The organism is Rothia sp. LK2588 (assembly GCF_040946465.1).
Lineage (GTDB): Bacteria > Actinomycetota > Actinomycetes > Actinomycetales > Micrococcaceae > Rothia.
Window position 1 is genome coordinate 450,148 of sequence record NZ_JAYWLS010000001.1, and the last position, 24,990, is coordinate 475,137.

Annotated in this window: 22 protein-coding genes and 1 tRNA gene; 21 read left to right on the top strand and 2 right to left on the bottom strand. The window is 60.2% G+C overall.

What is annotated here, in order from left to right; genetic code table 11:
- Positions 1–8: 8 nt before the first annotated feature.
- From VVR12_RS02150 to VVR12_RS02205, 12 genes are all read left to right on the top strand, one after another.
- Positions 9–1,301 carry a glutamate-5-semialdehyde dehydrogenase gene (locus VVR12_RS02150; protein WP_368549465.1) on the top strand — a complete coding sequence of 431 codons (1,293 nt, stop codon included), beginning with the start codon at positions 9–11 and terminating at the stop codon, positions 1,299–1,301.
- Between the two features lie 102 nt (positions 1,302–1,403).
- Positions 1,404–1,634: a hypothetical protein gene (locus tag VVR12_RS02155; RefSeq protein WP_368549466.1), complete on the top strand. Its 231-nt coding sequence runs from the start codon at positions 1,404–1,406 to the stop codon at positions 1,632–1,634.
- A 101-nt stretch (positions 1,635–1,735) separates the two neighbouring features.
- Positions 1,736–2,452 carry a nicotinate-nucleotide adenylyltransferase gene (nadD, locus tag VVR12_RS02160; protein WP_368549467.1) on the top strand — a complete coding sequence of 239 codons (717 nt, stop codon included), beginning with the start codon at positions 1,736–1,738 and terminating at the stop codon, positions 2,450–2,452.
- Positions 2,453–2,553: 101 nt separating this feature from the next.
- On the top strand, positions 2,554–3,720 hold the full coding sequence (locus tag VVR12_RS02165) for a hypothetical protein (RefSeq protein WP_368549468.1): 1,167 nt from the start codon (positions 2,554–2,556) through the stop codon (positions 3,718–3,720).
- 64 nt (positions 3,721–3,784) lie between these two features.
- Complete coding sequence (gene rsfS / locus VVR12_RS02170) at positions 3,785–4,225, top strand: ribosome silencing factor (protein WP_368549469.1); 441 nt, start codon at positions 3,785–3,787, stop codon at positions 4,223–4,225.
- Between the two features lie 81 nt (positions 4,226–4,306).
- Positions 4,307–4,379: transfer RNA gene (locus VVR12_RS02175), tRNA-Ala, on the top strand.
- 88 nt (positions 4,380–4,467) lie between these two features.
- The gene (locus tag VVR12_RS02180) at positions 4,468–4,962 is read left to right on the top strand and encodes a helix-turn-helix domain-containing protein (RefSeq protein ID WP_368549470.1); all 495 of its coding nucleotides are present in this window, start codon (positions 4,468–4,470) and stop codon (positions 4,960–4,962) included.
- A 116-nt stretch (positions 4,963–5,078) separates the two neighbouring features.
- Entirely contained in the window at positions 5,079–5,513 is a 435-nt protein-coding gene (locus VVR12_RS02185) for a hypothetical protein (RefSeq protein WP_368549471.1), read from the top strand.
- Positions 5,514–6,245: 732 nt separating this feature from the next.
- Complete coding sequence (locus VVR12_RS02190) at positions 6,246–7,943, top strand: Eco57I restriction-modification methylase domain-containing protein (RefSeq protein WP_368549472.1); 1,698 nt, start codon at positions 6,246–6,248, stop codon at positions 7,941–7,943.
- A 2-nt stretch (positions 7,944–7,945) separates the two neighbouring features.
- A complete protein-coding gene (locus tag VVR12_RS02195; RefSeq protein WP_368549473.1) occupies positions 7,946–8,686 on the top strand; it encodes a PaeR7I family type II restriction endonuclease in 741 nt (246 codons plus the stop codon).
- Between the two features lie 21 nt (positions 8,687–8,707).
- Positions 8,708–12,403, top strand: coding sequence for a DNA-binding protein (locus tag VVR12_RS02200; protein WP_368549474.1), 3,696 nt, complete (start codon positions 8,708–8,710; stop codon positions 12,401–12,403).
- A 28-nt stretch (positions 12,404–12,431) separates the two neighbouring features.
- The gene (locus VVR12_RS02205; RefSeq protein WP_368549475.1) at positions 12,432–15,056 is read left to right on the top strand and encodes a TrlF family AAA-like ATPase; all 2,625 of its coding nucleotides are present in this window, start codon (positions 12,432–12,434) and stop codon (positions 15,054–15,056) included.
- 42 nt (positions 15,057–15,098) lie between these two features.
- Here the strand turns inward: VVR12_RS02205 and VVR12_RS02210 are convergent, their stop codons facing one another.
- Both VVR12_RS02210 and VVR12_RS02215 read right to left on the bottom strand, forming a co-directional pair.
- Positions 15,099–15,302, bottom strand: coding sequence for a helix-turn-helix domain-containing protein (locus VVR12_RS02210; protein WP_368549476.1), 204 nt, complete (start codon positions 15,300–15,302; stop codon positions 15,099–15,101).
- 485 nt (positions 15,303–15,787) lie between these two features.
- Positions 15,788–15,916, bottom strand: a complete 129-nt coding sequence (locus VVR12_RS02215; protein ID WP_368549477.1) for a sigma factor-like helix-turn-helix DNA-binding protein — start codon at positions 15,914–15,916, stop codon at positions 15,788–15,790.
- A 529-nt stretch (positions 15,917–16,445) separates the two neighbouring features.
- Here VVR12_RS02215 and VVR12_RS02220 point away from each other — a divergent pair.
- The 9 genes from VVR12_RS02220 to VVR12_RS02260 all read left to right on the top strand — a co-directional run bounded on the left by VVR12_RS02220 (position 16,446) and on the right by VVR12_RS02260 (position 24,952).
- On the top strand, positions 16,446–16,883 hold the full coding sequence (locus VVR12_RS02220; RefSeq protein WP_368549478.1) for a hypothetical protein: 438 nt from the start codon (positions 16,446–16,448) through the stop codon (positions 16,881–16,883).
- A gap of 99 nt (positions 16,884–16,982) precedes the next feature.
- Positions 16,983–18,065: an App1 family protein gene (locus VVR12_RS02225; protein ID WP_368549479.1), complete on the top strand. Its 1,083-nt coding sequence runs from the start codon at positions 16,983–16,985 to the stop codon at positions 18,063–18,065.
- A gap of 596 nt (positions 18,066–18,661) precedes the next feature.
- Positions 18,662–18,886, top strand: a complete 225-nt coding sequence (gene nrdH, locus VVR12_RS02230; RefSeq protein WP_368549480.1) for a glutaredoxin-like protein NrdH — start codon at positions 18,662–18,664, stop codon at positions 18,884–18,886.
- Between the two features lie 6 nt (positions 18,887–18,892).
- Complete coding sequence (gene nrdI / locus VVR12_RS02235) at positions 18,893–19,324, top strand: class Ib ribonucleoside-diphosphate reductase assembly flavoprotein NrdI (protein WP_368549481.1); 432 nt, start codon at positions 18,893–18,895, stop codon at positions 19,322–19,324.
- On the top strand, positions 19,294–21,474 hold the full coding sequence (nrdE, locus tag VVR12_RS02240; RefSeq protein WP_409349869.1) for a class 1b ribonucleoside-diphosphate reductase subunit alpha: 2,181 nt from the start codon (positions 19,294–19,296) through the stop codon (positions 21,472–21,474). The genes nrdI and nrdE overlap by 31 nt, the downstream gene beginning before the upstream one ends.
- Before the next feature lie 81 nt (positions 21,475–21,555).
- A complete protein-coding gene (nrdF, locus tag VVR12_RS02245) occupies positions 21,556–22,530 on the top strand; it encodes a class 1b ribonucleoside-diphosphate reductase subunit beta (RefSeq protein ID WP_368549482.1) in 975 nt (324 codons plus the stop codon).
- 23 nt (positions 22,531–22,553) lie between these two features.
- On the top strand, positions 22,554–23,378 hold the full coding sequence (locus VVR12_RS02250) for a GNAT family N-acetyltransferase (RefSeq protein WP_368549483.1): 825 nt from the start codon (positions 22,554–22,556) through the stop codon (positions 23,376–23,378).
- A gap of 12 nt (positions 23,379–23,390) precedes the next feature.
- Entirely contained in the window at positions 23,391–24,074 is a 684-nt protein-coding gene (locus tag VVR12_RS02255; RefSeq protein WP_368549484.1) for a lipoyl protein ligase domain-containing protein, read from the top strand.
- The gene (locus tag VVR12_RS02260) at positions 24,074–24,952 is read left to right on the top strand and encodes an SOS response-associated peptidase (RefSeq protein WP_368549485.1); all 879 of its coding nucleotides are present in this window, start codon (positions 24,074–24,076) and stop codon (positions 24,950–24,952) included. The genes VVR12_RS02255 and VVR12_RS02260 overlap by 1 nt, the downstream gene beginning before the upstream one ends.
- Positions 24,953–24,990: the final 38 nt, after the last annotated feature.

Consider the following 24,990-nt stretch of genomic DNA (forward strand, 5'->3'; position numbering starts at 1 on the left):
ATGTGGCCATGACTGCATCTGAGAACTCCCTGAACGTACCCGAGAAGGTGCTCCGCGACGTCCAAGACATGGCCTACGACGCGCGAGTCGCCGCGCGCACTCTGGCGCGTGCCGATGCCGAGTGGAAAAACCGAGCGTTGGAAGCGATGGCTCACGACATCGAGAAGCAAGCAGACGTGATCCTGACCCAGAACGCAGAAGACGTTCAGCGCGAGCGCAAAAACGGTATGAGCGAAGCGCTCCTCGATCGATTGGCGTTGAACCCCAAGCGCGTTGAGGAACTCGCAGACTCGTTGCGCGAACTGAAGAGTTTGCCCGACCCGGTGGGTGAGGTGATGCGTGGAGGCACGCTCGCCAATGGTATGCGCATGGTTCAGTACCGCGTTCCGCTGGGCGTGGTGGGCGCGATTTATGAGGCCCGCCCGAATGTAACGGTAGATATCGCCGGATTGGCGATTAAGTCTGGCAATGCGGTGATGTTGCGTGGTGGATCGGCTGCTGAAAGCTCCAATCAAACTATCACCCGTATTATTCGTGCAGCCCTGGACCGCACCGGCCTGCCGATGGACTGCGTGCAGTCGGTCGATGAATTTGGACGCGACGGTGCAGCCGCGTTGATGGTCTCACGGGGTTATATCGATGTGCTGATCCCGCGTGGCGGTCATGACCTGATTCAGTCGGTGATCCGCAATGCCCGAGTTCCCGTGATCGAAACGGGGGAGGGCAACTGTCACATCGTGGTTGATACGTCGGCCGACGAGAAGATGGCCCGGGATATCGTGCTCAACGCCAAGGCTCAGCGGCCGGGAACCTGCAACACGGTGGAGACCTTGTTACTCGTTGAGGGAACTCAGGCGGCTCTGCCGGTGTTGAAGACGCTCTCCCAGGCGGGTGTGACTCTACACGTTGATGAGAAGACGGCAGAGCTGGCCGCCGGGCAGGTTGAGACCGTACCCGCCACCGAGGAGGATTGGAAGACCGAGTACGGATCGCTGGATCTTGCGGTGGCTACGGTAGGCACCCTCGATGAGGCGATCCGGCATATACGCACATACTCTTCGGGGCACTCCGAGGCGATCATCACCAACGATCTCACACACGCCGAGGTTTTTATCCGTGAGGTGGATTCCGCGGCAGTTTATGTTAACGCCTCCACTCGATTCACGGACGGTGGGCAGTTTGGCCTGGGCGCCGAGGTGGGTATCTCGACCCAGAAGTTGCACGCCCGCGGCCCGATGGGGTTGGAACAACTCACCACTAGCAAATGGGTGATTCGTGGCGACGGGCATATTCGATCCTAACTTTTCCCGCTGGGCGGCGGGGAATTTTCGCACAACGGCGGTGGGCCACGGTAGCATGGTAGGTAAAAGCTTCACACCACTTTCATGGAGAAAGGATCTTTCATGGATCTGACCTTGCTTGCATCCGCTGAGGGTGAGCACCAGCTGACATTGTTGGGCTTGCCGACCGTTTGGTTTGCGATTATTTTCGGCATCATCTTTCTGGTGTCTCTGCTGATCACCGTTTCGTTCAGCGGCCGCGGCATTGCTCGTGAGCACCTGGCGACGAACCGCCTCGATGCAGACGAGCGTGAGGCTTTGAAGACCTACAACTCCAAGCGCGGTCACCACTAAGATCGTCGCTTCAAGACCCCGGTGCGGTCACCTCTGAACAGAGGTGACCGCACCATTTATCTGTAGGGCCCAGGTTGTTACCTGCCCTGCCGAGGACCACCATGAAGAAAATTACTCTCCCCGAGGCCGCCCCCGAGAATATACCGCCCCGCGTTGAAGGACGCCGGCGTTTAGGCGTGATGGGTGGCACCTTCGATCCGATTCACCACGGGCACTTGGTTGCCGCAAGTGAGGTCGCAGCGTTGCTTGACCTCGATGAGGTGGTGTTCGTACCGACCGGTCAACCGTGGCAAAAAGCTTCATCGCGTCGCGTTACTGATCCGGAGCATCGGTATCTGATGACGGTGATCGCTACCGCTTCGAACCCGCAGTTCACTGTCTCACGCGTGGATATCGATCGCGACGGTCCAACCTATACCATCGACACGTTGAATGATCTTCGCAAGCTGCGGCCCGATACCGACTTTTTCTTCATCACCGGTGCCGACGCGATGAACCAGATCATCACGTGGAAGGATTCGGAACGGCTGTGGGACCTCGCGTACTTCGTCGGTGTTACCCGGCCCGGTCACGAGCTGTCGGTGCCCGAAGACGCTGAACATTACTCGTTGCTCGAAGTTCCCGCCTTGGCTATTTCATCGACGGATATCCGTCAGCGTGCCGCCCAGCAGATGCCGGTCTGGTATCTGGTTCCTGATGGGGTGGTGCAGTACATCAATAAATACGAGCTGTATTCCTGCAACGAGGCCAACACCGCCGCGGCCGGGCACCATTACACCGACGGTTTGCCCCTGCAACATCAAGAGAACGCTTCATAGACTCTTCTTCAGAGTGTTTGACCCGGTATGACGCTGGCTACACCGGCGGATTGCTACGATAGGGGCAACACGCATCTTATGTTTCAAGGACACTACGACTTATGACTGAAACAACTCCTACCGACCGCGGTGCCTCCGACGAAGGTTCTGCGTACCTGCACGAAAACTTCGTGACCGAAGACGGCATCGAGGTTCCTCCGCCCACGCGTCCCATGGGCCCGCGTCGTCTTGCCCGCTATCGCGAGGACGCCGCGGCGTACCTGCGTGCCAAGCGCGACGGTACACCGTTCCCGGAGGAGCCGGTGGCCTACATGCCGCTTACCGACGACATGGACGGCACGCGTTCGCAGATGCAAGAGGTTGAGCAGCGATTCAATGCGTTGGCCGCCCAGGGCGATATCTCGACTGAGGACGACGATGCCTTCGTTCAGGGTGGTAAAGACACTCGCGACGACGTCGCCGTCAGCGACGGGGTCACCCGTGTTGCCGCTACGAGCCAGGCGGTAGAACCGGGTTCTGCCTCGGATATTTCGTTCGGTGGAGACGTCTTCGTCGATGAGATCGAGGTAGAGGAATCCGACCCAGTGGAAGCTGAGCCCGAGGCTATCGGCTCAGCAGACGATGACTCGTCGGATACCGTAGCTGAACCCGAATCCGCCGAAGCAGAGCTCCTCGTTGAGGAGCATATCGATGAAGAGTCGCTCGAAGTAGAACCGACCTCAGAAGAATCCGGTGCCACCGAGCAGATAGTCGAGCAGCCCAGTGTCGAGGAATCGGTCGACGAGGAAACTCTCGAGGAAGAACCGGCCGAATACACCGACGAAGCGGAGCCGCACTATGGTCATGCCTTGCCCGAGCCGGTGCGCGCCATCGACGCTCAGGGTCTCGATCTCGAAGGTGTAGATGCGACCATCGAAGACGACGATGATAAGAAACCGTGGTCGAAGGACTCCTTGAGCAAGAACGTGTTTGCCGAAAAAGAAACTCCTGTCGAGGAAGCCGATACCGGTGAACAGGGCGACGATACGTACCAGAATGAGCAGAGCGCCGAGACCTCGACCGAGAACCGTTCGGGCTTCTACGTCACCCAGACGGGAGCTACGCCGGTCGTCGACGACCACGCATCTGCAGAGCACGAGCAGAAGACCGAGGCCACAGACGCAACCGTGGAGAACACCGGAGGTTCCAACGCCAAGGTTTGGTTGTGGGTTCTCATGGCCGTTGTGATCTTGGCGCTTGTACTCGTGTGGGTCATGTTCTTCCAGTAAGATTGACCTCTCTAGAGAGACCAATAAAACCGGCGCAAACACCGCGCCGCAGTGAAAGGATCGCATGAGCGCATCACCTGAATCCATCAAAGCCCTGAAGATTGCAGCGGCGGCCGCCGAAGACAAGCAGGGGACTAACCTGTTTGCGGTCGATACTTCCGAGGCCATGGGGCTGATCGACGGATTCTTAGTTGTCTCTGCCCACAACGAACGTCTGGTCAACGCTATTGTTGACGCGGTCGAAGACGAGTTGCGCGAGCAAGTCAACCTCAAGCCGGTGCGCCGCGAGGGCCGCGCGGGTGGACGCTGGGTTCTGCTGGACTTCGAAGATATCGTCGTGCACGTTCAGCACGAGGAAGACCGCGCTTTCTACGCACTGGATCGTCTCTGGTCGGAGGCGCCCAGGATCGAACTGGGTGTCGAGAATGAGGCTCCGATCGTGGAAAACGTCGACCAGGATGCCGACGCTCAGACGGTAACGGAAGACCAGGACATCTCCTTGTAAAAATTTTTTCCGTTTCGGTTTGCATTCCGGTTACGGGCATGTATATAGTTATCTACGTGCTTCGGCACAACAACAAAATATGGGGATATGGCGCAGCTGGTAGCGCATTTGCATGGCATGCAAAGGGTCAGGGGTTCGAGTCCCCTTATCTCCACGTAAGATGAGAAAATCGAAACTTGCCCCGCCTGATGACGGGGCAAGTTTGTTTCTGCGGTGACTTCGGTCGGGGCGTCGATGTTGGTGTGGGCGAGGACGCTGGCGGTGGTCCCGTCGGGGGTGTAGGTTGGGTTCTCTTCGTCGTCGATGGTGATGCGGGTGAACAGGGCGCGGTTGAGGATGCGTCGTTCGGCTGGTTCGCACTTGTTGTAGAGGTCGTCGAGGTCGACCAGGAGTTCGGTGAGCTGGTCCAAGCCTGTTCGGGCCTCGGCGTAGGTGTCGGTGAGGTTGTCGAGCCGGGTGGTGATCTGGTCGAGGCTGGCGCGGATGCGGTCTTGTTCGCTGTTGAGGAGGTCGAGGGGGATCGCGTCGGCGTAGTGAGCTTGGACGAGTTTGAGGCGTTCGGCTTCGGGCTTGTCGCGCTGGGCGGTCAGGAGCTTGCGTTCGTCCTCGCTGGATCCTTCGAGCTGACGAACCGTGGGGACATCGAGCACACGAAGATCGGCAGCCGGAAGTACATCTCACGCGAGTCTCTGATGGCGTTCATCAAGGAAAACACGCATCGGGGGTACTCCGACTGAGGCCGCCGGATGGGGCTCCTACGGGCGCTTTGGGGACGCTACTGCCGGACTGGGCTTGGCCCGGGGGAGGACGGTATGTTCCTCGTCGCTGCCCTCCCGGAAAGGAGCCCTCCGTTATGCCGAAACGCCTCCACTATCTCAGCCTTGCCGACTATGGCAAGAACTCCATTACGGCGAGTACCGCCATCTTGGATAACGACCCGAGCATCTCGACTCGGGTCGTTTCTGTTGGTGGGCACACCTCGTCGTGCACCTTTATATCAGACTTCTGCATCGACCTGGCGCACCCGATCCGGGTCATCGGGTCGACATCGCATGCCCGGTCACTGCACGCCGAGTTCACTATCTTCGAGGGACAGACGCGGGTGGTCTGCTGGTACAAGCCCGTCGTGAAGCGACTTTTCTGGATGGGCTACCCGCTGGAGCTGCACGCTTGGCTGACGCCGGAACTGGAGGAGCGGATCGAACTGAGTCGACGATACGACCCGGGGACGTTGCCAAAGACGGTGGTGCTGGAGTCGACGTACACCGCGACGCCTGCCTGCCGATGAGTGGCGAACCATACCCGTCCTGGGACGAGAAGCTGAACCGGGCGCTGCAGTCGTGGCGTGACAGCGCAGCCCATCAGGCTCGCCGTCCGATGTTCGCGGACGACCGTACGTGTGAAGACTGCCGCCGTGATCCGTACGTCATCATCGCCCAGCTTGAGGACGAATCCACGGCGCATCGGTGGCCACACTGGATGCAGCACACACTCCGGGAACACCTGATCGACGTGCGCGGTGAGCTGCCCGAAGCGCTCGCTCTCCGGCCCTACGCCGGAGCGACGATCGCCGCGTACCTCGACGGCGCCGGACTCCGACCACGTCACACGTGGGATCAGACGACGTGGCAGGCCGTGCAGATCGTGACCGACCAGGCAGTGCTCGTCAACCTGTGGCTGCTCTATCGGATGGCCACGCTGGCGCCGTGGCCTAGGCGGGTTCGACGATCGGCTCTTCACGAAAGAGGCCGGCCATGAGATAATTAGGACAGATCGTGACGCTCGGTCGAGTCAGCCAGGCTCCCCGTCGCGACTCCCTCTCTCGGCACCGCCTCCGGCGCAGCACCCTAGCAGTGTCAGTGGTCGTGGGTAGCGTAGGACACACCCCGAGAGCACAACTTAAAACGCGCCTCAGCGCGGAGGAGAAGCAGCACAGCATGACAACGTTCAGCACCAGGTGGTCGCACCGCACCAGCGCCCCCGCACGCGCCCGCACTTGCCACCGTCAGGAGTACGCCGCGTGAGCACGCCCGTTGAAGAGGTCGCTCATGCACACGACGCAGCCGACTTGCTTGAGGTGGCGGAACGTGCCTATGGGCACGAAGAGAAGGCGCGAGGCGCCATTTTCACGAAGTCTGCTGTAGTGGACTTCATGCTGGACTTGGTCGGATATACGGTCGACAAGCCACTGCACCGCATGCGCCTCCTGGAGCCCTCGTTCGGTGGTGGCCGATTCGTACTCCATGCTGTCGACCGTCTGATCGAGACCTGGAAGCGAGATGGCGGAGCGGAGCCGCTGGAACTCCGCGATGCATTGCGCGCAGTCGAGCTCGACGCGGAGACGTTCGAGAGCTTCAGTCAGACCCTCCAACAGCATCTGACGCAGAGCGGCTTCTCGGTTGCGGATTCGAAGACGCTGGCCGATTCATGGCTCCGCCACGAGGACTTTCTTCTCGGCGAACCTCTCGGTGAGTTCGACTTCGTGATCGGAAACCCGCCGTACGTACGTCAGGAACTGGTGCCGAACGATCTGCTCCAGATCTACCGCGCAAAGTACCCGACAATGGTCGGCCGTGCAGACCTCTACATCGCCTTCATGGAACGCTCTCTGGACCTCCTCTGCGAGACCGGCAAGCTCAGCTTCATTTGCGCCGATGCATGGACCCGAAACGACTATGGACGAGGGATCCGCGGGAAGATCGCGCAGGACTACGCCCTTACGCACTACGTCGACATGTACGGTCTCGATGCCTTTGAGGTGCAGGTCGGGGCCTACCCATCTATCACCGTGATCGCGCGCGGCAGGTCCCTTCGCACACGCGTCGCACATGCACGAAAAGTTGACTCGCAGTACCTCCGTGCCCTCTCCTCAGACCTGCTCGCTGAGCAGTCGGGCTCTTCGGATGTGCTCGTGTTGGACGCAGTTCGTGGCGCTGCTCCGTGGCTCCTGTCGGTCAGCCCGACTGTCGCCGTGATCACGCAGCTCGAATCGCACTTCCCGACGCTGGTCGAGGCAGGCTGCCGAGTCGGGATTGGAGTGGCAACGGGCGCTGACAAGGCGTACATCGGTGCCTTCGAGGATCTCGATGTTGAAGAAGACCGCAAGCTCCCCCTTGCAACGAACAAGGACGTGCCAGGAGGCGTGCTCACGTGGGGTGGCAAAGGCATAGTCAATCCCTGGCGTGACGAGGGGGGCCTTGTAGACCTGGCTGACTATCCGCGTCTCGCCGCCTACCTGGAGCCGTTTCGTGAGCAGCTCGGTCGCCGGCACACAGCCAAGGGTGATGTCGAGCGTAAGTGGTTCAAGACGATCGACCGCATCACGCCGAGCCTTACGTATGAACCCAAACTCCTGATCCCCGACATCAAGGGCAACGGCGACGCGATTGCCTACGACCCCGGCACGCTCTACCCGCACCACAACCTTTACTTCGTCACGTCCACCACGTGGGATCTTCGGGCGCTACAGGCTCTGCTCCGCAGCGGCATCGCCCACCTCTTCGTCGCCGCGTACTCGGTCAAGATCGGTGGGGGCTACCTGCGGTTCCAGGCGCAGAATCTGAAACGGATCCGGGTGCCTCATTGGCAGGAGATCGCTACAGCGGACCAGGAGGAGATGCGTCGCGCTGGTGAGGCCGGAGAGAAGCTGTCGGTCGCGCTATTGGAGCGAATTTATCAACTTAATGTAGGGACGCTGGCGTTCCTGGAGGAGAACTAAATATGGGAATCGATCTTGCCGACTTCGAGGAGCAAACGTCACAGGCGGTCCGCGCGTTCTGGGACACACGTGCGGCCGCCGTCGAGCGGCAGCGCCTGAATGGCGTTATCGACCAGGGCGAGCGGGCGGGCGTCACGAGCGGCAAGAACATGGACGGCTTCGTCACGCTGCTGGCTGACCTTGTGGCCGCGAACGGCTTGCCCGACGCAGAGTTGTACATGACACGTGGCGTAAACACTCTGCCCGGCTACTTCAGGCCGACCAAAGACTGGGACCTGCTGGTGATGCACCGTGGCGTTCTGGTTGCGGCACTCGAACTAAAGAGCCAGGTTGGCCCCTCTTTCGGGAACAACTTCAACAACCGCACTGAGGAAGCTGTCGGCTCAGCCGTCGACCTCTGGACCGCCTTCCGCGAGGGCGCGCTCGGTAGTCAGCCCGCACCGTTCGTCGGATGGCTGATTCACGTGGAGGAGGCCGCAGGATCGACGCGGCCGGTACGTGTGTCCGAGCCCCACTTCGCTGTGTTCCCGGAGCTGCGCAACACGTCGTATCTGCAGCGCTATGAGCACCTGTGCCGTCGTCTCGTGCTTGAGAAGCACTACACGGAGGCGTCGCTCATCGTCTCGACACGGGAGGGTGGACTGCAAGGCGAGTACGGCGAGCTGAGTAAGGCAACAAGCTTCAGGAGGTTCGTCGTCGCGTTCGCTGCACACATCGCACAGGAGGCTGCGCTGCTTCGGTGAGGCAGCGCGGGATAACTCGACATGAGCCAGAGCGAGCGACCTTCAACCGGGACCGCCTGGAGCCTCGCTCCGCTGACGCCTGAGTACCTGCCCGACGAGCACCACGGATACGTCACGGCTATAGAAGCGGCACTAGCTAACGACCAGGTGCGCAACATTGCACTCTCCGGCAACTACGGCGTCGGCAAGAGCAGCATCCTGCGCGAAGTCGCCAAGCGGCAAGACGGCCGCGTAGTCGAGCTGTCGCTCTCGACGCTTGCGCCGATCGAAGCTTCTAAGCTCGATGAGTCGGTTCCGATCCAGGCAACGACGCCCACGAACCGCATCCAGCAGGAGATCGTCAAGCAGCTCCTCTACCGCGAGGATCCAAGTAAGACTCCGGGCTCGCGGTTCAGGCGTATCGAACGGTTCCGGTGGCGGCGAGAGCTCGGCACCGCCGCCCTGTTGGGCCTTGCCGTTGCCGTCGTGTTCCTGCTGACCGGGTGGACCGCACAGATCGCGGCGACCTTCACGGCGCTGAACGATCTCGGGGCCGGGGCACACCTGATCGTCTGGGGTGCCGCGGCGATTGCCGTGCTGTTGGTGCGCCGGCTGTTCTACGGGAAGCTCCACATCAAGCAGTTCTCGGCCGGTTCCGCGACTGTCACGCTCGACGACAACTCAGTGTCGTACTTCGATCAGTACCTGGACGAGATCGTTTACTTCTTCGAGGTGTCAGATCGAGACATCGTCATCTTCGAGGACATTGACCGGTTCAACGACTCCCACATCTTCGAGACGCTGCGTGCGCTGAACACACTGCTCAATGCCTCACCACAGATCGAGAAGCCAATTCGCTTCATCTACGCGATCAAGGACAGCATCTTCGACCGCATTGGTCTCGAAGCTGAAGGCCGTAACGTCGAACCCGACACAGCCGACGACCCCGCACGGGCTGAAACGGTACGCGCGAACCGCACTAAGTTCTTCGATCTCGTCATCCCAGTAGTTCCCTTCATCACCCACCGCAGCGCTCGCAATCTTGCCGTGAAGCTGCTCGGCGCTATTGAGCACGACGTGGATCCACAGCTACTTGACCTGGCGGCGCAGTATGTCCCAGACATGAGGTTGCTCAAGAACGTTCGCAACGAGTTCATCGTCTTCCGTGACCGGATCTTCTCCGGCGATGGCCAGCAGCTTGACCTGAGCGAAACTGACCTGTTCGCAATGATGCTCTACAAGAGCACCCACCTGACCGACTTCGAGAAGGTTCGACTCGGCACCAGTGCGTTGGACACGCTCTACAAGACGAGCCGCGACCTAGTGACCGACAACATCAAGCGGCTCGAGCGTGAACATCGTGTGCTTCGGCAGAAGCTTGCGCGCAAGAACAGCGCGGCATCGCGTAGCGCTCGTCTTGGGGACTTGTTAGTAGCGCACCTTGAACGAACCGCAACTGCGGCAGCGGCGCTCGGAACTCGACGACAGAACGGGGTGACAACGTCGGTCAATCACGTCGCAAACTCTGACGCAGACCTGCGCACCGTGGACTTCTGGTCGGCTTTCGTCGCCGCCGAGGGCGATCCGGAGTTGTGTCAGCCTATGTCGTCGGGACATGCGCTGAGGTTCTCTCGCTCCAGCCTCTCGACCGTCCTCGGTGATCCGCTCGACGCTGACAGTTGGGATGAGGCAGATCGCGAAGCTTTGACGGAACAGATCCAGGAGAAGACGGACGCGATCAACTTCCTGCGCGGCGCGGACATGGGCGATCTGGTCAAGCGGCCGGAGTTTCTGGTCATGTTCAAGGAAATCGACACGCCTGCGAGTGAAGGTGCGCCTGGGACCTACAAAGAGGCAGCGCAGTCGTTTGAGTATGTCGCCAAGGCGCTCCTGAAGTCCGGCTTGGCTTACCAGCTTATTCGGGCCGGATACATCAACCGCAACTTCACGCTTTACACGTCGACCTTCCACGGGGATCGGGTGAGCCCTGCCGCGACGAACTTCATCATCCATCACGTCGAGCGAGACCTGATGGACGAGCACTTCGCGCTTGCTCCGGAGGACGTCGACGCGGTTCTCCGCGAGCGAGGCAAGGAAGCACTCAAGGAACCGGCGCTCTACAACATCGCCATCCTGGACAGACTGCTTGCGGCTGACATCGACGCAAGCGACATCATGATCCGCTCGTTGCTTCCGTTCGGCGAGAGTCAAACCAGGTTTCTGCAGGCATACCTCGCATCCGGGGGGGGGGGGGGGCAGCGGCTGAAGTTCATAGGGCGGTTCGCAGCGCTCTCGTCTGAAGTGCTCGCCTATCTCGCGAGTCAGGTGGATCTGGACGACGCAGCGCGGTTGGAACTGGTGGATACGGCGGTTGCTCACCTCTCATCGAAACAGCGTGCGGATCGGGCGGTGCCAACGTATCTCCTGGGGCACTACGCCGAGCTCACGTCGCTGACATCCGATTCAATCGATCGCGACGTCGCACAGCGTCTTGCGGCGCTCTTCGCGGAGATGAAGCTCATCGTTCCGCGTCTGGAGCCGCTGGGTCGACAGGTTCGACGGGCGTTCGTGGCCCGCAATCTCTACGAGATCACGCACGAGAATCTGGCGATCGCAATCGGGAACACAGAGAGCGTGGCGCTCGACGTCATTCGTGAGGAAGACAAGACGGTCTATCACTACGTGCTCGAACACGTGGGCGCATATCTGGATGCGGTCGAGAGCTTCTCGTCGACGGTCGACACGCGTGAGCAGTTCATCGCTGTGCTTGAGGATCTACTCGAGCAAGGAGCGCCTCGTCTGGCCGACGTGGTTGAGCGTGCCGCGCCAGGATGTCAGGTCGTTGATCTTGGGGCCATCTCCGAGCGAGCGTGGCCGGCGTTGGCCTTGCATCAGCGGTTCCCCGCAACGTTGAACAATGTGAGCCGATACGTTGCCGCTCTTGGAATCGATGCGCAGCTTGCTCCGCTGTTGACTGAAGCAGGCACGATCACCCAGGTAGCGTCGATCGAAGATGATGAGAAGACCACGTTGGCGATCACGATTCTTGCGGCACGGGAGCAGCTGCCAGCCGCAACGCTGCGCGCGGACCTTGTTGCGAGCTTGGAGCTGGATAGCTATATCGATGTTGAGGAGATTGCTGCCGAGACGGGCGACATGTTCGCGTTGCTACTCAAGCACGACATCATCTCCGATGCAGCCGAGTCATACGAGCACCTTGCGACAACCGATTGGCCAACGCGCAGGGAGTTCATACGCGAGTCGAAGAAGTTCGCAAGCTACATGACGCCGGAACTGGTGCAGCCGGATCTGGCGGAACTCCTGACAAACATTGAAATCAATGACGCAATCAAGCGGGCGATCGTTGACCAGTCTGCAGCGTACGCTGAGGTCGCCGGGCAACGAGGGTTGAATGAGCTAGCCCGCCTCGCTGTGCAGTATGGGCACACCATCCCCTTCGCAGTCGTACAGATGATGGCGCAGGGCGGTACTTCTGCGCAGTACGTAGTGCCCCTCCTCGAACCTCACCTTGACACCCTCGCGCGCGCAGACCTCTTCGCGATCTTGCAAGCGCTGGGAGGCGACTATTCGAAGCTGACCACAGTGGGACGCACCGCCCTGCATATCACGAATACCCCTTCAGACCGAGCCCTCCTTGAGCGGTTGAAGCGACACGGAACCGTTAGTTCGTATGACGCGGATGTCTCGTCCATTAAGGTGAACAGGAAACACAAGTGATGTGCATTTGTAGGTAGCGAGGACAGAGATGAGCGAGAAGACGACACATGGGGCGCGATGGGTGCGGGCTGCGCTTCAAGTGAACCCCTACGGGTACCAAGGGAAGAACGCGCCGTCGGCCACGTACAGTACGGAGGCTGACTACAACAAGGCCCTGCTTGACGAGTGCGAAACGCGGGGCATCGAGTTGTTTGCGGTCACTGATCACTGGAAGGTCGACTCTGCACTCCAGCTCATCCGCGACGCAGCCGATCGGGGCATCGTTGCCCTTCCCGGCTTTGAGGCGAACTCCGACGAGGGCATCCATATCCTCGTGATCTTCGAAGCGGGTACCAGCGCGGCGACGATCAACGCCGCGATCGGGATGTGCGGTGTTGCACCTGGCTGCCCCAACGGGACAACTGGTGCGTCGTTCACCGACATCCTCGAGAAAATGACCGCGCAGGGCGCGCTCGTGATTCCTGCCCACGTCAATGTCCCAAACAGCGGCCTTCTGACCGGCCGCGCCGGACAGCCGCTCGTCACGAAGATCAAGCACCCGGATCTTCATGCACTCGGCATCACGCCCAGCCAACCCGATGGCACAGACCAGGCTGCGATCCTCAACGGCACCAAGCCCTACGACAGGGCTCACCCGCTTGCCGCGATCCATGCCGACGATGTGACTAAGCCCTCCGCCCTCCAGAACGAAGGGGCGAGCTGCTGGTTCAAAGTCAGTCGCCTCTCCGTGGACAGTCTTAAGCTCGCCGTCCGAACTCCTGAGACCCGAGTCTCGCTGAAAGATCCCGCGATCGAGGCGCGCCCCGTCCTGAAGGAGATCTCGTGGGTCGGCGGCTTCCTGGATGGCGTAACGATCCCGCTTTCGACAGATCTCACGACACTCATTGGCGGACGAGGAACCGGTAAGTCGACCGCCATCGAGAGCCTGCGATTCGTGCTGGGACTCACTCCGATTGGTGCGGAGGCGAGGCGAGACCATGACGGAATCGTGAGCGGCGTGCTCAAGTCGGGCACCGTTGTGAAGCTGCTTGTCGAGACCACCTCGCCGTCCGCGCGAACATTTACCATCGAACGCTCCGTCAACAATCTTCCGGTCGTGAAAGACGAGAGCGGTACTGCCACCAACCTGCGGCCAGTCGATGTCATCGCGAACGTGGAGATCTTCGGGCAGCACGAGCTCGCCGAGCTGACGAACGACAGCTCGAAGGTCGCGAGCATGCTGCAGCGGTTCCAAGGGGGCGGCGAACTGACAGTCGAGCACATCGACACCTTGGAGAAGCTCAAGCTGAATCGAGAGAAGCTGGCTCGTGCGGAGGAAGGGCGATCTCAGCTCGAAGATGAGCTCGCGGATATCCCGCGGCTTGAGGAACAGGTGCGGCACTACACCGACACGGATGTGCCGACTCGACTCAAGGAGGTCACGCGACTCACCCAAGATGAAGCAGTTTTCACCGAAGCAACGGCGCGCGTGACCAATGCTCAGGAGTCGCTAACAGCGCTCACTGACCCGCAGCTGATCACCAAGCTGGAGGCGGCATTTGAGAACATCGATGGCTCACCGAGATCTGACTATCTCAAGCGCGCGCAGGCTGCATCGACGGCACTGGCCGCCAACCTGACGGCGCTTGCGACTGAGGCCCGCGCAGCGCTCGACGCGGCATCCTTGGAGATCGAGACAGCGAAGACCGAGTGGTCAGACGCAGTTCGCGAGCAACGTGACGAGCACGATGATGTGCTGCGCAAGCTCGTGGAGGAAGGGCTGGAGCCCAACAAGTACCTCGACACGACCAGAGCGCTGGAGACGCTGAAGGCTAAGGAGTCTCGCCGCGCCGGTATCGCAACAAGCCTTCGGGCCCTGCAAACCGAGCGGGACACCCTGCTGCAGGCGCTCGAAGGCCACGAGAACGACCGGGCACGTGAACTGACCGAGGCGATCCGTGCCGCGAACGCCGCGACCGGCGGAGTCGTGATCGTGAAACCCGTCCCCGCGGCGGATCGGAAGCACATCAAGTTGCTGATTGAGCAGTCCATCTCCGGCCAGCGGAATCGCATCATGGCGGCTATCGACCAGGACAACTTCTCAACGCGAGCTTTCGTGGAAGCGGCGCGGGCCGGAGAGTCGGAGCTGAGCGCGCAGTTCTCGATCACCGGCGCGCAGGCGCGATCACTGGTCGAAGCCGGTGAGCCCCTTTTCCGCCAGCTCGAAGAGCAGTCGGTTGGCCAAGCTGTGGAGGTGCAGCTGGACGTGCAGGCAGGAACCGGCACACGCGAGTTCAAGAAGATGGACGATCTGTCGAAAGGCCAGCGTGCGACCGCACTGCTCCTTCTCTTGCTCGGCGCATCGAACGCTCCGCTCGTGATCGACCAACCTGAGGATGATCTCGACAACCGATTTGTTTATGACGGCATCGTCACCAACCTTCGGAGCCTGAAGGGTAAGCGTCAGATCATCGCGAGTACTCACAACGCGAACGTTCCAGTGCTCGGTGACGCCGAGTTGATCGTGGCTTTCGAAGGAGATGGCCAGAACGGCCGAGCTGCAGCGGACGGGATAGGATCCCTGGACGATGTAGCCATTCGCTCACACGTTGAGAACGTGCTTGAGGGAGGGCCTGCAGCATTCAACGCTCGACAGCATCTTTACGGGTTCTAGCTGCTATCCCGATTCAAGGCAGCGCCGTCCAGACATTTGTCGTTACGGTGCGTGCGTCCGCAGTATCCGCTTGATCGACGACTCACTCACTCCGTACAGCTCCATCAGCTCGCGTCGAGTCGTCCCGCTGGCAAACAGGCGTCGTGCCTCGGTCTTCTGTTCGTCGCTGAGGGCTGCACGCTTCGCCTTGATGGTGAGGTCGAATCCAGCGCGGCGGAGCGTGTCTAGGACGGTGTTGCGGCGCACGTTGTAGCGCTCGGCAAGCTCGTACGTCGAGGCGCCGGCCTCGTAGTCCTCGATCAGGAGCTTGACGACCGACCGATGCAGCGCGTTGTGCTGGGGGGGGGGAGCGGTCGCTCGTCAGGCTCCCGGGACGAGGCGCGGGCTGCGGACAAGAGCTCGGCCAGCTCCGCCGTCTTCCACGCTTGTTGGCAGTAGTTTCGCAGCAGCCCGAGATGCTGAGTGTTGTGGAGCGGGCGCCGCTCGGGCAGTCGTTCAAGGATCCTGCTGTTGAGGCTGGTCGCACCGTGACGACGCTCCAGCCAGCTGCGGTGACGTCCACCACGGATGGAACGATCTCTCCGGCGTGGCTATCAACGCCGGCGAGTAAGCGGAAGACCGACACTCGGATCGGACGCTCAGCGCCGAGGCCCGCCTTCTCGTTCACGATGTACTGTTCGACGAAATGGAAGGCAGGTCCGACGATGGCGGATCGGCCTGATTGCGCAGGCCTATCGCCCGTGCGAGTCGCGCATGACGACCCGGGCCGCGCGCAGATGGGCCCTGACAGTGCCAGGCGAGTAGCCCAGCACTGCGCCGATGCGTTCAAGTGACATGCCTTCGTTGTAGCGTGTCTTCATCTGAGCAGTCTCTTCCCGAGTAGGGGACTGGTTCCGTAGCCTGAGTCCGCGCTCGCGGAGGAGGCGTGACAACCGCTCATGCCCGATCCCAACTTCCTTCGCGACCGCCTTCAACGACCGCCCCAACAGGTACGCAGTTTCCGCCTCCTGAAGGGCAGCCTCATCCGGTCGAGACAGCTGAAGGAGGCTCCGCCTCGGTGGGCCTGGTGGACACGTACGCCTCCGAATTGCCCTGTGGCTCGCGACCAACCGCGCCAGCGCTGGGGCAAGTTTCGACAAGCCTCCCGCTAGGTCCACATTTATACCGCCACTCTTCGGGGTGGCGGTTTTTTGCCTTCGGTGGCTGGTCAACTCGGCCAGCGTCTGTTTCTTGAGACTTTTCCAAACGGTGGTCGTCGCGTGTGACGTGGGGCTGAGTTTCGGCTAATCTTAAACAAAATACTGTGTCGAAAGGATGCCTCAGCTAACTTGCGTGCGGTTCCTTATCGAGATAGACCGTCCGCACATTTCACAGACGATAGGTTTGCATATGGCAAAGAACAAGGTTCTGGCATCCGGCGCGCTTCTGGCCACCGTAGTCCTGAGCGGCTGCGCAACCACTTTGGTTTCCGGCATCGGCGTCGAGAAGACCGACAACTTCGAGAACAACCGAGACTCCGTCGTTGTAGAGGCCTACGCCAAGGATCACGCCACCGGCAAGCTCAAGCCGGCAACTGCAACCTTCTACCAAGATCAGATCAAGTTCGAGGGCGACCCGGTACAGGTTCCCGCGGAAGAGACCTACTACAAGGTGGTTGCAGACGACAAGAGCGATTTGTCGAACCGCAAGTTGCGTGTGGTCGTATCGACCGATAACCCCGAAGACGAGGTCTTCTGCGCCATTAAGGACACCGGCATTTTCGAGCCGAACCACGGTGGCCACGCAGAGGGCAAGGGCTCCGCTACCTGCGACATTCAGATGCACTAACGCACCTCATCATGACACTTTCAATGGGTCGAATTCCGGCGTGCACGGGTTCGACCCATTGCTGTATAACACCGACCTACTAGTGAGAAGGAAGCCCACATGAACTCGCCGGGATCACACGATATCCGCGCCAAAGTCACCGAGGCCAAAGATGAAGCCGCTAACCTAGGTTTTCGCATCGGCGAACAGGTTCACGAATGGCGGGCGAGCCGCGCCCGCAATAGTGGTGCCGAGCCGGTAGTCGTTCCCTCGGTGGGCTATGGAGCCCCGGGGTGGGTTCGCATCATTGCCCGCGCACTCTACAAGACCGCGTTGTTCGACGATTTGCTGGAGTTTGACACTCCCGGTTCGAAGAAAGAGCCCATCCGCGGTTGGCGCTCCTTCACCTCCATCGCCATTTCCAACGCCGATGTCTTTGTGGAGATCGAGGGACAACAGTACACCGTGCAGACCGACCGCGGTGGCGTGCTGGACGTCCGTCTGCAGACAGATTTGGCGCCCGGCGTCCACGATGTCACGATGCGTGTGGAGGGCTCTGAGGTTGCGCATACCACTGTCTTTATTGTGCCGCCGGAGCAGAAGATCGGTGTGATCTCCGATATCGACGACACTGTTATGGTGACCGCGCTGCCGCGTCCGATGCTGGCGGCCTGGAACTCTTTTGTGCTCAACGAACACGCTCGCACGCCCACCCCGGGCATGTCGGTGCTGATGGACCGTATTCACCGCGCTCATCCGCAGGCGCCGTTCATGTATCTCTCCACCGGAGCCTGGAACATCACCCCGGCCCTGCGTCGCTTCCTGAGCCGTAACGCTTACCCCAGTGGCACCTTCCTGCTCACCGACTGGGGCCCGACTCCCGACCGGTGGTTCCGCTCGGGTTCGGCGCACAAGGTCACCCAGCTGCAGCGTCTGGCGAAGGAATTCCCCGATATGAAGTGGATCCTCATCGGGGACGACGGCCAGCGTGACCCCGACATCTACAACGGTTTTGCGGTCCGTTACCCCGAGAATGTGGCGGCTATTCTGATTCGCAACCTGACGCTGGGGGAGTCGGTGCTGGCTTCCGGACGCGTGTGGGGTGACAAGCGCGCGCAACAAATCACCACCGGTGAACTGTGGAAGGAAGCCAACGACGGTGCGACCTTCATCGAGATGCTCAAAGAGGCCGGTCTGCTCTAGTTCATCCTGCGGGCACTGAGGAAGATATTCCACGGTGGGAAACGTGGTCTGCTCGCCCTCAGTTTTCTTCCAACCGTATCGAGGCGGCGTCTACGCTTAGCGTGGGTGCCGCCTCGGTGCTTTTATACCGAAACCCTCTTAAAATCAAACCCTTCTCCACCGACACTGCCGGGTGAAAAAGTTGCGATTAAATCTCTTGGCAATGGGTTTAACATTCAAGGCTCGTGTGAGGGTTGAACTCAGTTCCGCGTGATTGCGCGGCGGGGGCCTTCAACGGTGGATGTGCACGCCGCCCTGAACGTTTGTGCCTCTCCGACAAAGCGTTCAACGGGGGCGGATGTGGATAACCCATTCTTGCCGCGAAATCACGCCGCTGACGCTGTGGATTAACAATTTCTCATGATTGACCACACTATATAGGGGCATGGATTAAATGCAGGCACAAGATGTAGTATTGATTCTTGTTGAAGCGAGAACACCAAAGGGCTCAATTTCCCCCAGCCGCCTCGCAAAAACTCTCAACTTAGCGCATTAGGCCGCCTTTAGCGTGCCCGCACGGCGCTACCCCAATAGTTTGAGCTTTAGAAGGAGCAATCATGGCAGTAACGGTCTACACCAAGCCTGCATGCGTTCAGTGCAACATGACCTACCGCGCGTTGGACAAGAACGGGATCGAGTACGAGACCGTTGATGTTACTCAGGACGCCGAAGCTCTGGCTCACATCAAAGAACTCGGATACCTTCAGGCACCCGTTGTGGTCGCAGGAGACGAGCACTGGTCGGGATTCCAGCCGGACCGCATCAACGCACTAGCCGCCTAATCGATCGTGGAGCGCCCCGCTACACCGCTGGTCGTCTACTTCTCATCGATCTCCGAAAACACCCATAAGTTCGTGAGTAAACTGGACGCCCGCTCGATTCGATTGCCGTTGCGTACCGGCGATGAGACCCCCAGCGTGGACGAGCCGTTCGTGCTGTGCGTACCCAGCTACGGGCGTCCGGGTGGATCAGGATCCATCCCGCCCCAGGCGGTGAAATTCCTCAACAACGAGGTCAACCGCCGAAATCTACGCGGAGTCATCGGCGCCGGAAACACCAACTTCGGCGAACTGTACTGTGTAGCCGCAGACAAAGTAGCCGCCAAGTGCCACGTGCCCGTGCTCTACAAATTCGAGCTGATGGGCACCCCCGAAGACGTCAAAAAAGTAAACCAAGGATTAGAGGAATTTTGGACTCGAAACTGCCTGTCCCCGGCCTAAGCCAGGAACCCGGTCACGAAGACCCCACCGTCCCCGAAAAGTTTCAGGGCCTGGGTTACCACGAGCTCAATGCGCTCCTGAACCTGTACGACGAAGACGGAAAGATTCAGTTCGACGCCGACCGCCAGGCCGCCCGTCAGTACTTCCTGCAACACGTCAACAACAACACCGTCTTCTTCCATGACCTCGAAGAAAAGATCGACTACCTGATCAAGCATCAGTACTACGAAGAAGAGCTCTTCGAAAAGTACAGCTTCGACTTCATTAAGCAGCTCTCTAAGCAGGCCTACGCGAGGAAGTTCCGCTTCCCGACCTTCCTGGGCGCGTTCAAGTTCTACACCTCTTACGCACTGAAAACCTTCGACGGTCAGCGTTACCTTGAGCGCTTCGAAGACCGCGTGGTAATGGTGGCTCTGTTGCTGGCCGACGGCAACGAAGAACTGGCCAGCAAGATCGTCGAAGAGATCATCACCGGCCGCTTCCAACCGGCGACCCCGACCTTCCTCAACGCGGGCAAGAAGCAGCGCGGCGAGCTCGTCTCGTGCTTCCTGCTGCGTATCGAGGACAACATGGAGTCGATTGGCCGGTCGATCAACTCCGCACTGCAGCTCTCCAAGCGCGGTGGTGGCGTAGCGTTTGCGTTGACCAACCTCCGTGAAGCCGGCGCGCCGATCAAGAAGATCGAGAACCAGTCTTCGGGCGTTATCCCGGTCATGAAGTTGCTGGAGGACTCTTTCTCTTACGCAAATCAGTTGGGTGCCCGTCAGGGTGCAGGTGCTGTTTACCTGCACGCGCACCACCCCGATATCTACTCGTTCTTGGACACCAAGCGCGAGAACGCCGACGAGAAGATCCGCATCAAGACTCTCTCGCTGGGCGTGGTGATCCCCGATATCACCTTCGAGCTGGCCAAGCGCAACGACGACATGTATCTCTTCTCGCCGTACGACGTCGAACGCATCTATGGCGTGCCGTTCTCGGATATCAACGTCACCGAGAAGTACTACGAGATGGTCGACGATGCCCGCATCCGCAAGCAGAAGATCAACGCTCGTGAGTTCTTCCAGACTCTGGCGGAGATTCAGTTCGAATCCGGTTACCCCTATGTGATGTTCGAAGACACCGTGAACCGGGCCAACCCCATTGAGGGCAAGGTCATCATGTCGAACCTCTGCTCTGAGATCCTGCAGGTCTCCGAACCTTCGGCGTACCACGCGGATCTCGGATACGAGACCGTCGGTAAAGATATCTCGTGCAACCTCGGTTCGCTCAACATCGCCTTCACCATGGATGGCGACGATTTCGGCCAGACCGTGGAGACCGCTATCCGCAGCCTAACTTCCGTCTCGGATCAGTCGGATATCGCCTCAGTGCCTTCCATCGAGCGCGGCAACAACATGTCCCACGCCGTGGGCTTGGGGCAGATGAACCTGCACGGTTACCTGGCTCGCGAGCGCGTGCACTACGGTTCCGAAGAGGCGTTGGATTTCACCAACATGTACTTCTACACCGTCACTTACCACGCGATCCGCGCGTCCATGAAGATCGCCAAGGAGCGTAAGCAGACCTTCGTGAACTTCGAGAACTCGGATTATGCCTCGGGTAAGTATTTCCAGAAGTACATCGAGGGGGACTGGACCCCGAAGACCGCCCGCGTTGCTGAGCTGTTCGCCGCCCATCACATTCCGACCGCTGAGGACTGGAAGAAGCTGGCTACGGACGTTGCCGAGCACGGTATGTACAACCAGAACCTGCAGGCGGTGCCGCCGACCGGTTCGATCTCGTACATCAACGGTTCGACCTCCTCGATCCACCCGATTGCCTCGAAGATTGAGATCCGCAAGGAAGGTAAGCTCGGCCGTGTGTACTACCCGGCGCCGTTCCTCTCCAACGACAACCTGGATTACTACCAGGACGCCTACGAGATCGGTTATGAGAAGATCATCGACACCTACGCCGTGGCTACCCAGCACGTGGACCAGGGCCTGTCACTGACGCTGTTCTTCCGAGACACCGCCACCACCCGCGACGTCAACAAGGCCCAGATCTACGCTTGGCGTAAGGGCATCAAGACCATCTATTACTCGCGTATCCGCCAGATGGCTCTGGAGGGCACCGAGGTTGAGGGTTGCGTCTCCTGCATGCTCTAACGGCATGCCTGTTCCGATCGATCACAAGTCAATTACGATGGCAGAGAGATAGCTTCTGCCCTCAAAGGAGAATCAAACATCATGAGCGAGAAGGTCGAATTGGTGCACCACGTCGAGGCCATCAACTGGAACCGCATCGAGGATGAAAAAGACCTCGAGGTGTGGGACCGCTTGACCGCCAACTTCTGGTTGCCCGAGAAGGTTCCGTTGTCTAACGACGTTCAGTCGTGGAAGACCCTCACCGAACACGAGCAGCTGCTGACCATGCGCGTCTTCACCGGCCTGACTCTGCTGGATACTGTGCAGGGTACCGTCGGCGCCGTCTCGCTGTTGCCGGACGCCGTGACCCAGCATGAGGAGGCGGTGTACACCAACATCGCGTTCATGGAGTCGGTCCATGCGAAGTCGTATTCTTCGATCTTCTCGACCCTGGCGTCCACCCGCCAGATCGACGAGGTCTTCCGCTGGGCTCACGAGAATGAGCACCTGCAGAAGAAGGCGAAGATCGTCATGGACTACTACCAGGGTGACGACCCGCTGAAGAAGAAGGTTGCCTCGACCCTGCTCGAGTCCTTTCTGTTCTACTCGGGCTTCTACCTGCCGATGTACTGGTCGTCGCACGCGAAGCTGACCAACACCGCCGACCTGATCCGCTTGATCATCCGTGATGAGGCTGTGCACGGTTACTACATCGGGTACAAGTTCCAGCGCGGACTGGAGAAGGAAACCCCGGAGCGTCAGCAGGAGCTGAAGGACTACACCTTCGATCTGCTCTATGAGCTCTACGAGAACGAGGTGCAGTACACCGCATCGCTCTATGATTCGGTGGGGCTGACCGAGGACGTCAAGAAGTTCTTGCATTACAACGCCAACAAGGCCCTGATGAACCTGGGTTATGAGGCGATGTTCCCGGCGTCGGTGACCAACGTGTCCCCGGCGATCCTCTCAGCACTGTCCCCAAACGCGGACGAAAACCATGACTTCTTCTCGGGCTCGGGTTCGTCGTATGTGATCGGTAAGGCCGTCAACACCGAGGACGAAGACTGGGACTTCTAACCGGTTACGAGCAAGCCGCACAGGTGCTGGACGCCCAGCTTGAGGCAGACTTCTGCCTCGAGCCGGGCGTCCTTCGCCATGCCCGAGCCCAGGGGAGCACCCTGTTACGCTCGGCCCGGTTGCCCCTTGACCGCATGGCATCGCACCGCCGGTTATTCCGCGACCATTTTGAAATGCGACTGGGGAACTTCCGCGGTATCACCCTGCTGTGCACCCACCACGAGCGCGTCGGTGACGAGATCACCGCTCTCCTCGGAGGGGACGCGGGCAATTGGGTGGGGGACTACTCGACCCTGCGGAAGCTCAACGATTACCTCACCCCCTACGCGCTGCAGAACTCGGGCACCGCACTCTTCTTCACCCCCGGTTCCGGGGTTTTCGATGAAAGTTACCGGGAACGCACCGAGGCGCGTCTGAACCAGGTAACAGCCTCCCTAGCGGGCCGGCTTGAACTGCGATGGCTGACCCCCGCCGAGATCGACAACTTTCGAGCGGAGAACCCCTTCACGAACGCCCTGGGATTCAGCGATATTCGACCGGACGTTCTCGTACTCGCCGCCCATCTTGACGGCGAACCGATTGGCATGGCCGGAGCCAGCGCCGACTCAGCCCAGATGTACCAGATCGGCATCGACGTGCTCCCCAAACACCGCAACACCGGGCTCGCGACGGTGCTGGTCAGGACGCTGACCACCGCCGCCCTCGACGAAGGGTTTCTACCTTTTTACGGCACGTCACCCTCGCACATTGTCTCGCAGCGGCTGGCCCTGGCCGCCGGGTACACACCGGCCTGGTGGGAATACGTTTCTTCCTCACTCCTCGACACCGCCCTCGACGACCCCCGCTAGAGCAGGTAGACCGTGAAAATCATCAGCAACGAGTACGAACCGGGGACCCGCATCTACCCCTTCGCGGAATCCATCGAATACGTCCGCGCCGTGGGACGGGGCGAAGAACCGGCAACGTTACGCTTATATCAACCAGCCCCCAACGTGGCCTTCGGCCGCCGAGACGAACACAATCCCGGCTTCGAAACGGCTACCCACGCCAGCCGTAGTCATGGATTCCAGCCCCTGGTGCGGCCCGTCGGTGGGCACGCCGCCGGTTACCATGCAGGGTGCCTAGTAGTGGATCACTTCCAACCGGCCGCCGACGCGGTCTCCGGCAACAACCTCAGATTCCAGGTCTTCGGCGACATGTACGCCCGGGTGCTGCGCGCGCTCGGTGCCTCGGCGGCGGTGGGCGAAATACCGGGGGAGTATTGCCCCGGAGAATACTCCGTCCACGCGGAGGTGGGCGACCGGAAAATCAAGATCGTGGGAACGGCCCAACGCGTAGTGGCCGGCGCCTGGTGGTTCTCCGCCGGCATCGTCGTCGAACACGACCCCCGCCTCACTGCCGTCACCGAAGACGTCTACCGGGCACTCAACCTCCCGCTCGACCCCGCTACCGTCGGAGCGCTGACCGACGCCAACCCCCGGGCCACCGTGGCCATGGTCCAAGACGCCACCCTCGCCGAACTGAAGAAAATGGGGTTCCACTGATGTGCGGCCGTTACGTTCTCGAATTCGACCACGACCTCTACGTTGGTGACCGCAAAGTGGGCACCGACATCTACAACTACAACGTCGCACCCACCGCCACCGTCCCCATCCTGGTCGACAGGTTAGAAGGCGACGCTGGGAACTTTACCCGCGAGATGCACGCCGCCCGCTGGGGGTTATTACCGACATGGGCCAAAGACGCCACTTTCTCCGCCAAAGCCTTCAACGCACGTAGCGAAACAATCTTCGAAAAACCCACCTTTCGTGCCGCGGCAACCTCGGGCCACTGCGCCATCCCGGTCACCGGATACTACGAATGGAAAACCCACACCACCGCCGGCGGCAAAACCACCAAAACCCCGCACTTCATCTATCGCGCCGACGGGCAACCTATCTACTTCGCCGGCCTCTATTCCTGGTGGAAAATTACCGAAGCTGAGGCACAACGCGAAAAATCCGCCTACCCCGACCAAGCCGGGCAATGGCTGCTCTCCTGCTCCATCATCACCATGGACGCCCCCGACGAACTCGATGTCGCCGACCTCGCCGCCGCTGGCCACGACGAAACAACCACCGCGCAACTATCCCAACTGCACGACCGACTACCGCTACCCCTGAGCTTCACCGGTTCACCCGACGACGACATCACCCTCTGGTTACGTAGCGGAAAACCCGCCGGAACCCCCGGTGAGAAACCCACCGGGCACGACACCGTCAACGCCCGCAACGCACTGGCCACCATCACCGAACACGCCTACGCACAAACCCCTCACTGGCGCATGCACCCGGTCAGCACCGACGTCGGCAATGTACGCAACAACGCCCACCACCTCATCGAACCTGTAGAAGACCTTTTCAGCGAGCTACCGGCTCACTGATGCACAACAACGGCGGCCACCCTGGTGCGGTGGCCGCC

Excerpts from the sequence above, each read along its gene's own strand:
- VVR12_RS02150 (WP_368549465.1), top strand. The coding sequence starts at position 9 with ATGACTGCATCTGAGAACTCCCTGAACGTACCCGAGAAGGTGCTCCGC.
- VVR12_RS02155 (WP_368549466.1), top strand. The coding sequence starts at position 1,404 with ATGGATCTGACCTTGCTTGCATCCGCTGAGGGTGAGCACCAGCTGACA.
- nadD (WP_368549467.1), top strand. The coding sequence starts at position 1,736 with ATGAAGAAAATTACTCTCCCCGAGGCCGCCCCCGAGAATATACCGCCC.
- VVR12_RS02165 (WP_368549468.1), top strand. The coding sequence starts at position 2,554 with ATGACTGAAACAACTCCTACCGACCGCGGTGCCTCCGACGAAGGTTCT.
- rsfS (WP_368549469.1), top strand. The coding sequence starts at position 3,785 with ATGAGCGCATCACCTGAATCCATCAAAGCCCTGAAGATTGCAGCGGCG.
- VVR12_RS02185 (WP_368549471.1), top strand. The coding sequence starts at position 5,079 with ATGCCGAAACGCCTCCACTATCTCAGCCTTGCCGACTATGGCAAGAAC.
- VVR12_RS02195 (WP_368549473.1), top strand. The coding sequence starts at position 7,946 with ATGGGAATCGATCTTGCCGACTTCGAGGAGCAAACGTCACAGGCGGTC.
- VVR12_RS02200 (WP_368549474.1), top strand. The coding sequence starts at position 8,708 with ATGAGCCAGAGCGAGCGACCTTCAACCGGGACCGCCTGGAGCCTCGCT.
- VVR12_RS02205 (WP_368549475.1), top strand. The coding sequence starts at position 12,432 with ATGAGCGAGAAGACGACACATGGGGCGCGATGGGTGCGGGCTGCGCTT.
- VVR12_RS02215 (WP_368549477.1), bottom strand. The coding sequence starts at position 15,916 with ATGAAGACACGCTACAACGAAGGCATGTCACTTGAACGCATCGGCGCA.
- VVR12_RS02220 (WP_368549478.1), top strand. The coding sequence starts at position 16,446 with ATGGCAAAGAACAAGGTTCTGGCATCCGGCGCGCTTCTGGCCACCGTA.
- VVR12_RS02225 (WP_368549479.1), top strand. The coding sequence starts at position 16,983 with ATGAACTCGCCGGGATCACACGATATCCGCGCCAAAGTCACCGAGGCC.
- nrdH (WP_368549480.1), top strand. The coding sequence starts at position 18,662 with ATGGCAGTAACGGTCTACACCAAGCCTGCATGCGTTCAGTGCAACATG.
- nrdF (WP_368549482.1), top strand. The coding sequence starts at position 21,556 with ATGAGCGAGAAGGTCGAATTGGTGCACCACGTCGAGGCCATCAACTGG.
- VVR12_RS02260 (WP_368549485.1), top strand. The coding sequence starts at position 24,074 with ATGTGCGGCCGTTACGTTCTCGAATTCGACCACGACCTCTACGTTGGT.